The 13,587-nt window shown below is 43.0% G+C and carries 16 protein-coding genes; 13 read left to right on the top strand and 3 right to left on the bottom strand.

What is annotated here, in order from left to right; translation table 11 throughout:
- The first annotated feature begins 8 nt into the window (after window positions 1-8).
- The 5 genes from lptM to folB all read left to right on the top strand — a co-directional run bounded on the left by lptM (window position 9) and on the right by folB (window position 2,916).
- On the top strand, window positions 9-170 hold the full coding sequence (lptM, locus tag ACJMKR_RS11255; RefSeq protein WP_423063134.1) for an LPS translocon maturation chaperone LptM: 162 nt from the start codon (window positions 9-11) through the stop codon (window positions 168-170).
- Window positions 171-289: 119 nt separating this feature from the next.
- On the top strand, window positions 290-1,162 hold the full coding sequence (locus tag ACJMKR_RS11250) for a DUF481 domain-containing protein (protein ID WP_423063133.1): 873 nt from the start codon (window positions 290-292) through the stop codon (window positions 1,160-1,162).
- A complete protein-coding gene (dapF, locus tag ACJMKR_RS11245) occupies window positions 1,162-1,992 on the top strand; it encodes a diaminopimelate epimerase (RefSeq protein ID WP_423063132.1) in 831 nt (276 codons plus the stop codon). The genes ACJMKR_RS11250 and dapF overlap by 1 nt, the downstream gene beginning before the upstream one ends.
- Before the next feature lie 125 nt (window positions 1,993-2,117).
- Window positions 2,118-2,555 (top strand): RNA polymerase-binding protein DksA, encoded by a 438-nt coding sequence (dksA, locus tag ACJMKR_RS11240; protein ID WP_423063131.1) that lies wholly within the window; start codon window positions 2,118-2,120, stop codon window positions 2,553-2,555.
- On the top strand, window positions 2,548-2,916 hold the full coding sequence (gene folB / locus ACJMKR_RS11235; protein ID WP_423063130.1) for a dihydroneopterin aldolase: 369 nt from the start codon (window positions 2,548-2,550) through the stop codon (window positions 2,914-2,916). Before dksA ends, folB begins: the two co-directional genes overlap by 8 nt.
- A gap of 97 nt (window positions 2,917-3,013) precedes the next feature.
- On the opposite strand, the gene ACJMKR_RS11230 is transcribed toward folB, so the two are convergent.
- A complete protein-coding gene (locus ACJMKR_RS11230; RefSeq protein ID WP_423063129.1) occupies window positions 3,014-4,186 on the bottom strand; it encodes a L,D-transpeptidase family protein in 1,173 nt (390 codons plus the stop codon).
- 77 nt (window positions 4,187-4,263) lie between these two features.
- On the opposite strand from ACJMKR_RS11230, the gene hemA reads away from it, so the two are divergent.
- The 3 genes from hemA to prmC are packed head-to-tail and all read left to right on the top strand — an operon-like array spanning window position 4,264 to window position 7,421.
- Complete coding sequence (hemA, locus tag ACJMKR_RS11225; protein WP_423063128.1) at window positions 4,264-5,505, top strand: glutamyl-tRNA reductase; 1,242 nt, start codon at window positions 4,264-4,266, stop codon at window positions 5,503-5,505.
- The gene (gene prfA / locus ACJMKR_RS11220; RefSeq protein WP_423063127.1) at window positions 5,502-6,587 is read left to right on the top strand and encodes a peptide chain release factor 1; all 1,086 of its coding nucleotides are present in this window, start codon (window positions 5,502-5,504) and stop codon (window positions 6,585-6,587) included. Before hemA ends, prfA begins: the two co-directional genes overlap by 4 nt.
- Window positions 6,588-7,421, top strand: coding sequence for a peptide chain release factor N(5)-glutamine methyltransferase (prmC, locus tag ACJMKR_RS11215; protein WP_423063126.1), 834 nt, complete (start codon window positions 6,588-6,590; stop codon window positions 7,419-7,421).
- Window positions 7,422-7,485: 64 nt separating this feature from the next.
- Here the strand turns inward: prmC and ACJMKR_RS11210 are convergent, their stop codons facing one another.
- A complete protein-coding gene (locus tag ACJMKR_RS11210; RefSeq protein ID WP_423063125.1) occupies window positions 7,486-8,682 on the bottom strand; it encodes an ATP-binding protein in 1,197 nt (398 codons plus the stop codon).
- Between the two features lie 163 nt (window positions 8,683-8,845).
- Here ACJMKR_RS11210 and hemH point away from each other — a divergent pair, with 163 nt between their 5' ends.
- The 5 genes from hemH to ACJMKR_RS11185 all read left to right on the top strand — a co-directional run bounded on the left by hemH (window position 8,846) and on the right by ACJMKR_RS11185 (window position 12,955).
- Window positions 8,846-9,886: a ferrochelatase gene (hemH, locus tag ACJMKR_RS11205; RefSeq protein ID WP_423063124.1), complete on the top strand. Its 1,041-nt coding sequence runs from the start codon at window positions 8,846-8,848 to the stop codon at window positions 9,884-9,886.
- On the top strand, window positions 9,880-10,083 hold the full coding sequence (locus tag ACJMKR_RS11200; protein ID WP_423063123.1) for a hypothetical protein: 204 nt from the start codon (window positions 9,880-9,882) through the stop codon (window positions 10,081-10,083). The genes hemH and ACJMKR_RS11200 overlap by 7 nt, the downstream gene beginning before the upstream one ends.
- Window positions 10,084-10,095: 12 nt before the next feature.
- Window positions 10,096-10,692, top strand: a complete 597-nt coding sequence (locus ACJMKR_RS11195) for an XTP/dITP diphosphatase (RefSeq protein WP_423063122.1) — start codon at window positions 10,096-10,098, stop codon at window positions 10,690-10,692.
- 227 nt (window positions 10,693-10,919) lie between these two features.
- On the top strand, window positions 10,920-11,714 hold the full coding sequence (locus tag ACJMKR_RS11190; protein ID WP_423063121.1) for a GIN domain-containing protein: 795 nt from the start codon (window positions 10,920-10,922) through the stop codon (window positions 11,712-11,714).
- Between the two features lie 83 nt (window positions 11,715-11,797).
- A complete protein-coding gene (locus ACJMKR_RS11185) occupies window positions 11,798-12,955 on the top strand; it encodes a glycoside hydrolase family 3 N-terminal domain-containing protein (protein ID WP_423063120.1) in 1,158 nt (385 codons plus the stop codon).
- On the opposite strand, the gene ACJMKR_RS11180 is transcribed toward ACJMKR_RS11185, so the two are convergent.
- Window positions 12,952-13,584, bottom strand: a complete 633-nt coding sequence (locus ACJMKR_RS11180) for an OmpA family protein (protein WP_423063119.1) — start codon at window positions 13,582-13,584, stop codon at window positions 12,952-12,954. The two genes, ACJMKR_RS11185 and ACJMKR_RS11180, sit on opposite strands and share 4 nt — an antisense overlap.
- Between the last annotated feature and the right edge of the window lie 3 nt (window positions 13,585-13,587).

Here is a 13,587-nt window from a genome sequence, read left to right as displayed (position 1 = left end):
TATGTTTTATGGACGCCTCCTTCATGAAAAAATTAATCATTGCATTACCAATATTCTGCTTGCTAACTGCTTGTGGACAAACCGGAGGTTTATATTTACCCCCGCATGCAAAGCCGACCCAGCATCAAGCAAATAATGCAAAAAAATCGAAAAACGTTCAGCAGCGGTAGATTTTTTTGACGCTTCCTTTTTATAATGCATCCTCAAACGCACTAGACTGTGTAGGATAGATTTCAGATTGGCCGTAAATGGATTTTTAGGGGTGCGCATTAAATAAATAGGGGGAGTGATGTTAAATAGTTGGGAAAAGTGGGCGATTGTCTTGTTCAGCTTAAAATCCACTGCTGCTTTTGCAGCTATATCAAATACTTCGGTGCAATCCGCAACAAAGCAGTTACCAAAACCCTCTCAAAAATGTGTGGCACCATTGCCGACGGCTGCGTCTTGTGAAAAAGTTTTTAAAAAAATAAAAGAAGAAAAGCGTCTGAAAAAAAAGAAAAAAAGTCCCTGGAATGGAACGAATGCGCAATTAGGTTATGTGGTCAATACAGGTAATTCAAACAACAGCAACTTAAGCGCAGGCCTCAACGTATTGTATAACAAACCAAAATGGGCCAACACATTTCAGGCCAATGCATATTTAAACAAAAGCTTAGGAGTAGTTACCAAAGAACAATATTTTTTGACGAATCAGTTCACTTATTATTTTACCAAGTCGCGTAGAAATTATATTTTTTCAAATTTTCGCTTCATCGAAGATCGTTTTAGTCCTTATGAGTATCAAGTGGTATTTTCAGCGGGTTATGGTCGAGAGCTTATAAAAACAAAACGATTCACACTGAGCGCGCAGGCTGGCCCTGGTATTCGTCACGATTTTATTCGTACCACGCGTATTTACGACAACCATTTGATTTTATCGACGGCAATGACGATGAACTGGCAAATCACCAGTAAAGTCGCTCTTTCGGAACAACTTAACTATGACATTGGTCCGCCTTTCGATTATTTGAACTCGGTTACGGCGTTAACGGCTACGCTTGCAGGGCATCTGGCGGCTCAGCTATCCTATACGGTACAATATTACTCAAAAATTCCGATGGGTAGTTCGAACACCGAGAAGACGGACACCATCACTAACATTGCCTTGGTATACAACTTCTGATGAAAGTACGATTTACAAAAATGCAGGGATTGGGGAATGACTTTGCCGTCATCAATGCAACGAAGGATCCCTTTCAGCTCACGACATCCCAAATCCAAAAAATGGCTAACCGCCGATTTGGGGTCGGTTTTGATCAATTGTTAGTCTTAGAATCATCGGGCCGCAACGGAGTAGACTTTAACTTTCGTATTTTTAACGCTGATGGGAGCGAGGTGGGTCAGTGCGGTAACGGGGCTCGGTGTATTGCGCGCTTTATTCAAGAGCAGAATCTGAGCAAGGCTAGCGAGTTTGCGATATCAACGCTGTCTGACATTCTTCACCTCAAATTGGAAAACGACGATAAGGTTTCGGTCCATATGGGGGTGCCGCATTTCAATCCAGTGGACGTCCCATTTGTTGCGGATAAGGCTGCAAATTTGTATGACGTTGAGGTGAATAATCAATTAGTCAAATTGGGTGTAGTCAATATCGGAAATCCCCATGCGATAATTCCCGTAGATCAGATTGATGCAGGTTTAGTTTCGACCCTAGGTGCGCAATTAAGCACTCATGACCGGTTTCCGGAAGGCACCAACGTGGGCTTCATGCAGGTCATCAATCCTCAGAATATTCGCCTGCGTGTCTATGAGCGCGGTACCGGAGAGACTCTGGCGTGCGGCAGTGGTGCTTGTGCTGCGGTTGCCGTGGGTCGCCGCAATGGTTTGCTTCAAGAGCGTGTGATGGTGAGCCAGCCGGGTGGCAGCCTATCCATCCACTGGCAGGGGCCCGATACACCCATTCTAATGACCGGACCCGCAACAACCGTATTCCAAGGAGAGTGGGAAGATTAATAGACTTGAACCTTTCAGGAATTGGTATAGAATGTGTGAGTTTTAAAACTGACCGATAGGTTTGGTCAAGCAACTCTAGGGAAAACAAGCAGATAGCTTGAATTTCGCTGGAGGAGGGTGTAGAAATGACGGTATCCAAGACAAGTAAGACAACAGCTTTAGGCTTCTCGCCTTACAAAATCAAGAAAGGTGAGGAGTACATGAATGACAAACAGCTTGAGCATTTCAAGGACATTCTAAGTGAGTGGAAGAAACAGCTCATGGAAGAAGTGGATAGTACGGTAGTTCATCTCAAAGAAGATGCAGCCAGTTATTCAGATCCACTAGATCGCGCGAGTCAGGAAGAAGGCTTTAGCTTAGAACTTCGTACGCGTGATCGTGAACGCAAGCTCATCAAAAAAATTGAACAAGCACTCGATGCTATCGATGATAAAGACTATGGTTTTTGTGAAGACTGCGGGACCGAAATAGGAATTCGTCGCTTAGAAGCGAGACCGACCGCTACAAAATGTATCGATTGTAAAACATTTGAAGAAATTCGTGAGAAGCAATCGGGTGGTTGATAAGGTATTTATCCGCCACTTAAAAGTATCTGCGCAGATTGGTATTTGTCTATGGGAGCGCGAAAGCCGCCAAGATATCACTTTTGATATCGATATTGAGACCGATGCCAATCAAATTGCAAAAATGGACGACATTAATCACACCGTTGATTACGTCAAAGTCCGAGATTGTGTGACTCAGTTTGTTATGCAGCATCGCTTCAATTTAATCGAAACACTGGCTCATGAAATCGCAGAATTATTGATTAAGAGCTTTAATATCCAGTGGTTGCGTTTAACCCTAACGAAACCCGGCGCTTTTGACGATGAAACGGTTGCGGGTATTACCCTTGAACGTAAGGGTTTAATGACCAATTCTTAAGGGCACCTCCCGACAACACAAGCCCCTTCTTGTATTGGCAAACAATTGAAATTGCTAAAATATTTTATAGTTTTTAAAACGATTTTTAGAGCGGCCCTTAATTCTTACTTTTCCGTTGATAAACGTCTTCACGAAAATGCGTGTAACCACTTTTATCGACCCAAGCGGTAATGTAGGTAATGTAAATAGGAATGGGGTTTCGTATTTTAATATATTCTGTTTTCCCACTTTCCAATTTTTCGGTCACTTCTTCGCGGGTTAAGCTTGGGCTATCCCCAATAAAATATTCGACGAGGTGATAAGGTTTTTCTAAACGTATACAGCCGGAGCTAAAGGCGCGTGAGATTTTTTCGAACAAACCTTTTTGGGGTGTGTCGTGCATGTAAACATCTTCTTTATTGAGAAAAACAAATTTAACTCTGCCTAAGGCGTTATTATTTCCGGGCAGTTGTGTGAATCGATAAGGAAATCCATTGGTTTGTGTTTTCTCCCAGTTAATATCTTTCGGGTCAATTTGATAAGCACCCTTTTTCCAGCTCCTATAAATACTGATATTATTATCGGCTAAATAATTGGGGTTTTTGATGATTTTAGGAATAATATCGTTTTTGGCAATGGTTTGAGGGATATTCCATTTCGGATTTAGCACGATCGTTTCGACCTTAGAATACAACTCAGGTGTTGGTCGTGATGGTCGTCCTGCAATAATTTTCATATTAATAATTTTGTGCCCGTCTTCAATTAAATCGAGATTGAAATTAGCAATGTTAACGCGAATATATCGGCTGCCAGGAGTTTCTGGGAATTTTGCCCAACGTTTCATGCTCTGCTGTAACTGTTGAAACCGTACAAGCGGTGGCACGTTGAGGGCATGTAATGTTTCGCTGCCAAGGGTGCCATCAGCCTTTAATCCATGACGCCACTGAAATTGTCGAATCCCGTTAACAAGGGAGTGATCGAAGCGTTTGCTGCTGGAGGTGTTGGCTTTGGGTAAATCGCCTAGCTTGATCAGTCGAGTTCGAATCATTGGGATTCTTGGGTCGTGCATTCCAAACTTGAGTGGCAGTGAATGCTCTGGATAAATAGCTGGCCAAGGTTCTTGCGCTAAGCTTGCATACTTTGATAAATGGCCATGAATCCGTAACGCTGTTTTGTTTGAGGTATTGGGTGGCGATCCAATGTTAGGGGTACTGGTGCACCCACTGATTAAGGCGGCCAACAGGATTGCGAATAGTGAGTGCCAAGGGAATACAAAACGGGTGTACATCATATTCTCCTTAGCTTGATACTAATAATATAAATCATAGGTACTCTCTCTGCTGATGTGGATATGCTATGATGTGCGGCATGTATCTACTAGCCTATGGTATAAATCACAAGTCTGCACCGCTTTATGTTCGTGAGCGGCTGGCGTTTCATCCAGAGCAGACTCCAAAAATGTTGCAAGCGCTTATTAGCCGAGAGGCGGTCAATGAAGCGGTATTGCTGTCGACCTGCAATAGAACGGAAATCTACACCGCTAGTAATCACGGGTCAGCGATAAAAGAATGGTTGGCTAAAGAGCCCCGTCTTTCGGGTCAAGATATTAGTTCTTTTTGTTACCAATATCAAGACGCGGAGATGGTGCGGCACCTAATGCGAGTAGCGAGTGGTCTTGATTCAATGGTTTTGGGAGAGCCTCAAATTTTTGGGCAAATCAAACAAGCCTATTCGATTGCGTGTAATGCCGGCACTGTTGGCAACCGCCTAGGGCATTTATTCCCGGCTGTTTTTGCTGCCAGCAAGCAAGTTCGCACGCAAACAGCCATTGGGAATAATTCGGTATCGATGGCTTATGCTGTAGTGCAGTTAGCAAGACGAATATTTTCTGATTTAACACAATGCAAAATATTATTAGTGGGTGCCGGTGAAACAATTGAACTGGTTGCCACGCATTTATACGGTCAAGGGGCTAGACAATTAATTATTGCAAATCGCACGGTGGAGCGCGCGCAAAAGTTAGCGACTCAATTTCAAGCGCGTGCCATTCGCATCGGTGATGTGCCTGCATGTTTAACAGATATCGATATTGTTGTAACGGCTACCGCGAGTCAACTCCCTATTTTAGGTAAAGGTACATTTGAAAGTGCGTTGCGACAAAGAAAGCGTCGTCCTATTTTTATGGCAGACTTAGCAATGCCACGCGACATCGAGCCTGAGGTCGGTGAGTTAGAAGATATTTATCTTTATAATTTAGATAATTTACAGTCCGTCATTTCACAAAATTTAAAAAATCGTGAAGAAGCAGCAAGACAGGCTGAAACGATGGTTGAAATGCAAACTACGCATTATATGCGACAATTGCGTGTCATTAATGCGGGTGATATGATTCTGAATTTTCGTGAACGAGTTGAAAACGTGCGCGATCAAGAGTTAGCAAAAGCACTGGAGCATTTTGAGCGATCCCAAAATCCACAGACTGCATTAGCTTCTTTAGCGCACAGCTTGACGAATAAAATTATGCATCAACCAACCGTTAAACTGCGTGAAGCGGCATACCATGAGCAATTAGATTTGTTATTGCTGATGAAAGATTTATTTGATTTATGAAGTCATCATTACACCAAAAACTCAAACAACTAACGTATCGTTATGAAGAGGTCGGAGGTCTATTAAGTGATCCGGCCGTTATGAGCGATCAAAATCGTTATCGTGAATTAGGTAAGGAATACGCGCAGCTTGAGCCGCTCGTCAAATGTTATCGTGAATATGAAAAAAATATTGAAGCAATAGCTGCTTCAAAAGAAATGTTAGAAGAAGCAGATGCTGAACTTCGTGAATTAGCAGAAGAAGAATTATCACAGCTCAAGCAAAAACAAGACGTATTGGAAATAGAATTAAAAACCCTATTATTGCCGAAAGATCCCAACGATGAACGCAATATCTTTTTAGAAATTCGTGCAGGCACTGGTGGCGATGAGGCATCAATTTTTGCAGGCGATTTATTTCGTATGTATGCGCGCTTTGCTGAGCAGCGTGGTTGGAAAATCAGTGTTGTTTCGGCGCACGAAGGTGAGCATGGTGGCTTCAAAGAAATTATTGCACGAATTGTGGGGCACGGTGTTTATTCACAATTAAAATTTGAATCGGGCGCGCATCGTGTGCAACGTGTGCCTGTCACCGAGTCACAGGGTCGTATTCATACCTCAGCGTGCACCGTGGCAATAATGCCTGAAGTGGAAGAGGTGGAAGCTATCGAAATTAATCCCGCGGAATTACGGATCGATACATATCGTGCTTCGGGGGCGGGCGGTCAGCACGTTAACCGTACGGATTCTGCTGTGCGTATTACGCATTTGCCAACGGGAATTGTGGTTGAGTGCCAAGACGAACGCTCTCAACATAAAAATAAAGCGCGCGCCATGTCATTATTACATGCAAAAATTTTATCGGCAGAACGTGCCAAGCAAGAACACGAACAAGCAGAAACGCGGCGTTCTTTAGTAGGCAGTGGCGATCGTTCTGAGCGTATTCGCACTTACAATTATCCGCAAGGGCGTGTTACTGATCATCGCATTAACCTTACACTCTATAAATTAGAAGAAGTGATGGAAGGGCACATGGGGCCAGTAATCGAACCATTAATTCGTGAATTGCAGGCAGATCAATTGGCACAACTAGGTGATGAATAATTGAAAACAATCAAGGAAGGAATCGAGGCTTACACGGATGAATTAAAATCGCATTCCGAAACACCCCGTCTTGATGCAGAATTGTTAATTGCTGCAATTACCGAGCAGCCGCGTACACAATTGTTTGCTTATCCGGAGCGACAATTAACCGCTGCTGAAGAAAAACAATTAAAAAAATACGTTAACCGACGCAGCAAGGGCGAACCCATCGCCTACATATTAGGCCATAAAGAATTTTGGTCGTTAGATTTTCATGTCACACCTGATGTATTAATCCCACGACCCGAAACGGAAATGTTGGTTGAATGGGCGTTGGATAATTTACCCGAAAAAGAAACCTGCCGCGTTGCAGACTTGGGAACAGGTTCGGGTGCGATTGCTATTGCTTTGGCGGATGAGCGCCCAAATTGGATTATCGATGCTACGGATATTTCCAAAAAAGCACTTAAGGTTGCAAAACAAAATGCTGATTGGTATCGAGTCGCTAATGTTAATTTTTATTGTGGGCAATGGTGTCAGGCGCTGCCTGGCAAAAACTACCATGCCATTTTAGGTAATCCGCCTTACATCGCGAGTCATGATGAGCATTTGCAAAATTTACACTACGAGCCACGATCGGCATTGAGTGCAGGTGAGGATGGCCTCGATGCCATAAGAATTATTATTCGGGAAGCCAAAACGTATTTGTCGGAAAACGGTTGGCTCGTGCTTGAACATGGTTATGACCAAAGCGATAAAATTGTCGAACTGATGAAGCAAAATAACTATCGCGATGTTAAAGATTATCCTGATCTTGCTCATATGCCGCGGATGATTGTTGGGCGGAAATACTAACCCCAATCATGATGCGTAAGCAATTGAAATCGATAAAATGTTTTATGATTTTTAAAAATAATTTTTAAAGGCGCCCTTCGGTTTTAACTAATGTCGCTATTTCTATCCATGGAATAGCAGTAACATTATCACTGATCTTATAGCGGTGGGGTGTGCGACAGATAACATAACCGTGATCTGCTTGCGAATATTCACTAATAAAGCGGTGTAAATTTTTCGCGTCTTTTGCTTGTGGTGCATCTGACGACTTAACTTCAATTGGAATATAATGTTGAGCAATATCTAAAACATAATCTACCTCAGTGCCTGCTGTATCCCGCCAGTATTTAATTTTTATGTGAGGTGATGTGAGTTGGCTGACATTATAAAGCTCATTTCCTACATAATGTTCAAATAAATGGGCCATTAATCTCTTTGGGAGCTTTATTCCTTCATTAGCGCAAGCACGGCGAACACCTAAATCAAAGAATAAATGTTTAGGCGATTTGATCAGGCGTCGTTTTGTTTCGGCTTTTGTGATTGGATTGACAATGCGTGTAATCATGCAGTCTTCTAAAATTTGATAATAATTAGCAATAGTAGTATCTCCAATTCCAATATCTTGTGCTAGACGTGTAAAATTTAATTGTCGTGCAGATTCGCCCGCTGCTAATTCAAGAAAGCGCGAGAAACTACCTACATTGCGAACTAATGCCTCGGCGCGAATTTCTTCTTCAAGATAAGTGGTAACATAAGAATAAAGATCAATTTCACGAGCTTCCAAGTTTTTTTCTAAAAGAATTCCGGGCAACGTGCCATAAATGAGTATCTCTTCTAGTGAGGGTTTTGGTTCAGGGAGTTCTTCGTAAAGTAAGGGGGTCATGATTAAGGCGACTGCTCGCCCTGGTAATAAATTTAGGTTGGTGCCATGTTTCAGTTTTCGTGTGGATGATCCTGTTAAAATAAAATGAGCCTGTTTGTTATCGATGAGCACTTGTGCAATATCCATAACGCGCGGAATTTTTTGTACCTCATCAATGTAAACAAGCGGTGGCTTGTTATATGCTTTTACTTGTTCTTCAAGTTCGGCCTCAAGTAAAGCAGGGTTTTGTTCATATCGCTGTCTCGTTTGTTCTTTTGCAAATGTGTATGAGATATCAGGTTTGATAAAGTGCTCGACCAGGGTGGATTTTCCAGTTTGGCGAGGGCCGATTAAAATCACACTCTTCCCGCGATTGAGTGTATCGCGAATATTTTGTTCGATTTTTCTACGAATTATCATCTTGTAGAGGCCCTTTTAGGTTATATTCTTTGAATATCCGATGTATGTCAAGGAAAAACATTGAATATCCGATGGAGGCCTAGAATATTCAATAAATGTCTGAGATTGAGGTCGCGCTGTGAATTTAGCCATTGGGTCAGCGTACCTGGTATAATCGATCCCCATGAATACAGCATCCTCCATCGGCGTTCTTTTGCTAAACCTCGGCACTCCGGATGACCCCTCGGTGCCGGCGGTCCGTCGGTATCTGCGAGAATTTTTGTCCGACCCGCGTGTCATTGACTTGCCAAAGCTTGCTCGTTGGCTGTTGCTCAACATGCTCATCCTGCCATTTCGGCCGCGCCAATCGGCAGCCGCATATCAAAAAATATGGACTGAACAGGGTTCGCCACTCTTAGTGAATAGTGAGCAATTAAAAAATGAACTAGGGGCTGCGTTGGGGGCCCGCTATCACGTTGCATTGGGAATGCGTTATGGTAACCCGAGTATCGACTCTGCTGTTGAAATGTTAAAACAACAACATTGTGATTATTTGATTGTATTGCCTTTATTTCCGCAGTATTCATCGGCGGCAACCGGCTCGGCGTTGGAAAAAACCATGGAAGTGATTCGCAATCATTGGAATATCCCTAAACTAATTTTATGTAATGATTTTTATGATCATCCCGGTTTTATTGCCGCACAAGCAAATGTGATACAAGAACATCTAGCTGACTTTAGCCCCGATCATCTTATTTTTAGTTATCACGGTTTGCCAGAACATCACATTACCAAAAGTGAGTGTGCAGCGCATGCGTGCACTCGACGTGAAGCATGCCCGGGTGTTGAAAATCACAATCGTTATTGTTATCGCGCACAATGCTTTGCAACATCCAATTTATTAGCGAAGGCGTTAAATTTATCAAGTGATCAATTTAGTGTTTCGTTTCAATCTCGTTTGGGGCGAACCCCTTGGATCAAGCCTTATACCGATTTTGTGTTGCCCGAGTTAATAGAGCGTAATTTCAACAATATCGCGGTGGTTTGTCCATCGTTTGCAGCGGATTGTTTGGAAACATTGGAGGAAATGGGAATTCGTGCGCGTGAGCAATGGCAACGATTGGGCGGTAAACGATTTGAGTTAATTCCCTGTTTGAATGCGCATCCAAAGTGGGTTAAAGTCGTTGCAGAGATGATTGGCGAGCTGACCTTAAATTCATGTTAAAATCAAAAAGCTTTTCCCCACAGCAATCTAGTATCAGTTTCCTAGAAATGTTTCTGGTGTTGGCTATGATCGGTCTTATCATTACACTGTTTGTGCATTATTTTCATGTTGCTGAAAACAATTGGAAAAAACAGGAGGCGGCTGCAAAAATTGGAAAAAATAATAAAGGTCGCGCATCGACAAAAGTGAAAATTTAGAGGACAAAAAAAATGTTAGAGATCGTTTTAGCCAGTACAAATCCAGGAAAAATCGCTGAAATAAAAGCTCTGTTAAGTGATTTACCCATCAAAATAATTCCGCAAACTGAGTTTGAGATGCCCGAGGTGGAAGAAACGGGCACCACATTTGTGGAAAATGCCATTATTAAAGCGCGCCATGCCGCAAAATATTCGGGCTTGCCTGCCATTGCGGATGATTCTGGGCTGACTGTCGATGCATTAGGCGGTGCCCCGGGTGTTCGCTCTTCGCGCTATGCAGGAAAAAACGCGAGTGATGAAGAGCGCATTGCAAAGCTGTTGTTGGAGTTAAAAAAGAGCGGCAAAGATGATCGCGATGCTTGTTATCATTGTGTTATCGCGTTAATGGGCACTGAAACCGAACCTGCGCAGCTCCTTTGTCATGGCATTTGGGAAGGTGAGATTTTGGAGGCACCTCGTGGTACCAAAGGTTTTGGTTACGATCCTATTTTTTATGTGCCGACGCATGAGTGCAGTGCGGCTGAGTTAGACGAAGAAGAAAAAAATGCCATCAGCCATCGTGGCCAAGCGATTGAGCAGTTACTCGACGTTTTAGAAGAAATTGTTTAATCGATTCGCTTCCTGTTTTGCGGGCGTAAGCAGTTAGAGACAGCGATTCCCGAAAAACAGGAAGCCCAAACTCGCCAGTCAAGCCATTTTCGATCCCACTTGACCTGTTTCATATAAATCCTTCATAATACAGCCTATCTTCGATAGACGCCGCAAAGGGATGGCTTGGGTTCAACGCTAACCCGCTTGCCGAATAGCATTATTTTTCAATGAATTGGGAGTAGTGTATGAAAGCAATCCGATTGCTCGGGCTTCTATCTGTAACCATGGCAATGCCGCTTGTGTACGCAGGTGGTCCTGATGTGCCTTCTCAAATCCATTTTACAAAGCATGCACTGTCGCTGCGCGCTTTTGATCAGCTTAATGTCAGCGGTTATTTTGATGTTGTCATCAAAGGCCTTCGTCCCGGTGCTAGACCTTCGGCTTCAGTTGCGACCTACTCCGTTGAGCCGTTGCAGGTGCGTATAGTCGATCATACTCTGTATGTAAAAGGGCCGTGGCAGCGCCCTTTGCCAAGTTTGAAAAAACGTCCCGTGCTTATTGTTCGTATCAATAGCCTTAAAAAAATAACGGTAGCTGGCCCCACTAATGTCACGGCGAGAAATCTTCGAGGCCAAGGAGTCGATATTTATGCATCGGGTTTCGGCAAGATTAATTTGTTAGGTGTATTGAATATCGATCACATTAAACAAAGCGGTAGTAACCAAATTACTGTCCGTTGGGTAAAAAGCGATACGGTTTATATTAACAGCACAGGTGCTGGTAGTATTCGATTGGCGGGAACGGCGAGAGCATTATATGCGCGCGTGTTAGGTCATTCGACGTTACATGCTGCATATCTGCGCACGCATTATGTGCAAGTACAAGCAACCGATCAAGCGGTGGCTTATGTGTGTCCCGTTGATACCTTGCGTGCCTTTGCATCGAATTTTGGCAATATTTATTATTATAAATATCCAAAAAATATGACGCTGGATACAGAGCAATCGGGTAATGTATTGCAGATGGCGTGGCATAATTAAAGTTTCAATGGCAGGCTGGGTTGGAACGCCACGTCCATTTGAGTCACAATGTGAACGTTCTATTTTGTTCTTAAGGAAGAGAAATGAACCCGCTCCCAAAATATTGTGTTATCGGTTTCGTGATTTTTTTTGGCTCCATCCATTCAGCTTCGGCGAGGCCCAATATTTCGAATGCCGTCGGTCAAATGATGATGGTCGGATTCAACGGGACTACGATCAACGAACAATCACCCATTGTAAAGGCGATTAAAAATTATCACATCGGTGGCGTGATATTGTTCGATCATTTCGATAAAAAAAACGAGCGAAAGGGGATGGCGAGAAATATCAGCAGCCCTGCTCAACTGAAACGACTTACAAAACAACTTCAGTACTATGCTAAAAAGTACCATGATGCGCCTTTACTGATCGCGCTAGACCAAGAGGGTGGCATGATCACAGTGTTAAAAACTGAAAAAGGATTCAAATTAGATGATAATTATAGTCAGCAAAAATTAGGTGAATCTAATAATCAAAAAGAAATTTACAGCCAAGTTTTGTATCGCGCTGACTTGCTAAAACGTTATGGTATCAATCTGAATCTTGCGCCGGTTGCTGACCTCAATCTCAATCCCAAGAATCCTTCCATCGGCAAACTAGAGCGAAGCTTTGGGCATGATCCCATTAAAGTTACAAAAGACTTGATGGCGAGTGTTGAAGCTTATAGAAAGGCGAGAATCTTCTGCACGTTAAAACATTTTCCTGGATTAGGGAGCAGTAAAACAAACACAGACGTTAAAGTGAGTGATGTCACTGAGACATGGAAAATGGTGGAATTAATTCCTTATCGAGAACTTATTAACAGACATCAATCGTGCCATTTTATTATGGTGGCGCATACAATCAATCGTCGATTGGATAAAAGTGGTTTAGAAGCATCATTGTCTCATGAGATCGTCACTGGATTATTGCGACATCATTTACATTTTCGTGGAATAATCATGACGGATGATATGGATGCAAAGGCGATTCGGGGTCACGTCGCAACTGCGAAAGCGATTCGTTTGGCGGTCTTAGCGGGGAATAACATGATTTTATATGGCGGTACTCAAGGTTATGACCCAAAGCGTGATGCGACTGAATTGTATAATACCATGATGCAATTAGCTGCAAATAATCAAGAGGCGCGTCGAGACATTTTCAACTCCTATCGTAGAATTTTAGAGGTAAAGAAAACGCTGGGAGAATCGCAGCAGCGTTAATTTACTTGGATCACTACGCGTCGATTATAGGCGCTGCCTTCGGCTGTTCGGTTGCTTGCGATAGGATATTTCGCACCGTGTCCGACAACACTCATTTGAGCAGGTCTAAAGCCATGGCGCCACATGAATGACGCGATCACTTGTGCATACTGATTAGAGTAATGGTGACGAACTGTTCGTTTGTACACCGTATCCGTATAACCATAAATTTTGATGGGGAATTGAGTGTAGTTCTTGCGTATATAGTTATGTAAATAAAGAGCAATGAGTCGTAATTTGGGGACTTTGCTGTCTTTTACAATAGCGGTTGTGGGGACGAAGAAAGTATCAGCGGGTAGCACCATGATGAGTCGTGAGCCTTGCTGAATCACTTGAACACCCGATTTGCGAATCAAGCCTAAGAGGGCCTCTTGTTCATCGGCTGACAGTTGGGTGTCCATTTCCATCATGCTGTATGGGATCATTTGAGGTGGTTGATGAGTGCAGGCGGTGAGGCTAAGTAGTGTGAGTGCTACTAAGCCAAAGACAGGAATTCTGAATTTAATCAATGAGTTCATGAAGATCTCCTTGTTAAGGCGGCCAAGCGAAAAGCGCTGAACAATTTTAACGCAATTGCTGTTAAAACCCAAATA

Origin of the sequence: Candidiatus Paracoxiella cheracis (assembly GCF_049348705.1) — a bacterium.
Classification (GTDB): domain Bacteria; phylum Pseudomonadota; class Gammaproteobacteria; order Coxiellales; family Coxiellaceae; genus Paracoxiella; species Paracoxiella cheracis.
The sequence above is the reverse complement of the archived record's forward strand: the minus strand, read 5'-3'. Positions and strand labels throughout refer to the sequence as shown.

Coding starts and splice junctions, on each gene's coding strand:
- ACJMKR_RS11250 (WP_423063133.1), top strand. CDS start 290: ATGTTAAATAGTTGGGAAAAGTGGGCGATTGTCTTGTTCAGCTTAAAA.
- hemA (WP_423063128.1), top strand. CDS start 4,264: ATGTATCTACTAGCCTATGGTATAAATCACAAGTCTGCACCGCTTTAT.
- ACJMKR_RS11185 (WP_423063120.1), top strand. CDS start 11,798: ATGAACCCGCTCCCAAAATATTGTGTTATCGGTTTCGTGATTTTTTTT.
- lptM (WP_423063134.1), top strand. CDS start 9: ATGGACGCCTCCTTCATGAAAAAATTAATCATTGCATTACCAATATTC.
- ACJMKR_RS11230 (WP_423063129.1), bottom strand. CDS start 4,186: ATGATGTACACCCGTTTTGTATTCCCTTGGCACTCACTATTCGCAATC.
- dapF (WP_423063132.1), top strand. CDS start 1,162: ATGAAAGTACGATTTACAAAAATGCAGGGATTGGGGAATGACTTTGCC.
- ACJMKR_RS11200 (WP_423063123.1), top strand. CDS start 9,880: ATGTTAAAATCAAAAAGCTTTTCCCCACAGCAATCTAGTATCAGTTTC.
- prfA (WP_423063127.1), top strand. CDS start 5,502: ATGAAGTCATCATTACACCAAAAACTCAAACAACTAACGTATCGTTAT.
- ACJMKR_RS11190 (WP_423063121.1), top strand. CDS start 10,920: ATGAAAGCAATCCGATTGCTCGGGCTTCTATCTGTAACCATGGCAATG.
- dksA (WP_423063131.1), top strand. CDS start 2,118: ATGACGGTATCCAAGACAAGTAAGACAACAGCTTTAGGCTTCTCGCCT.
- ACJMKR_RS11195 (WP_423063122.1), top strand. CDS start 10,096: ATGTTAGAGATCGTTTTAGCCAGTACAAATCCAGGAAAAATCGCTGAA.
- ACJMKR_RS11210 (WP_423063125.1), bottom strand. CDS start 8,682: ATGATAATTCGTAGAAAAATCGAACAAAATATTCGCGATACACTCAAT.
- hemH (WP_423063124.1), top strand. CDS start 8,846: ATGAATACAGCATCCTCCATCGGCGTTCTTTTGCTAAACCTCGGCACT.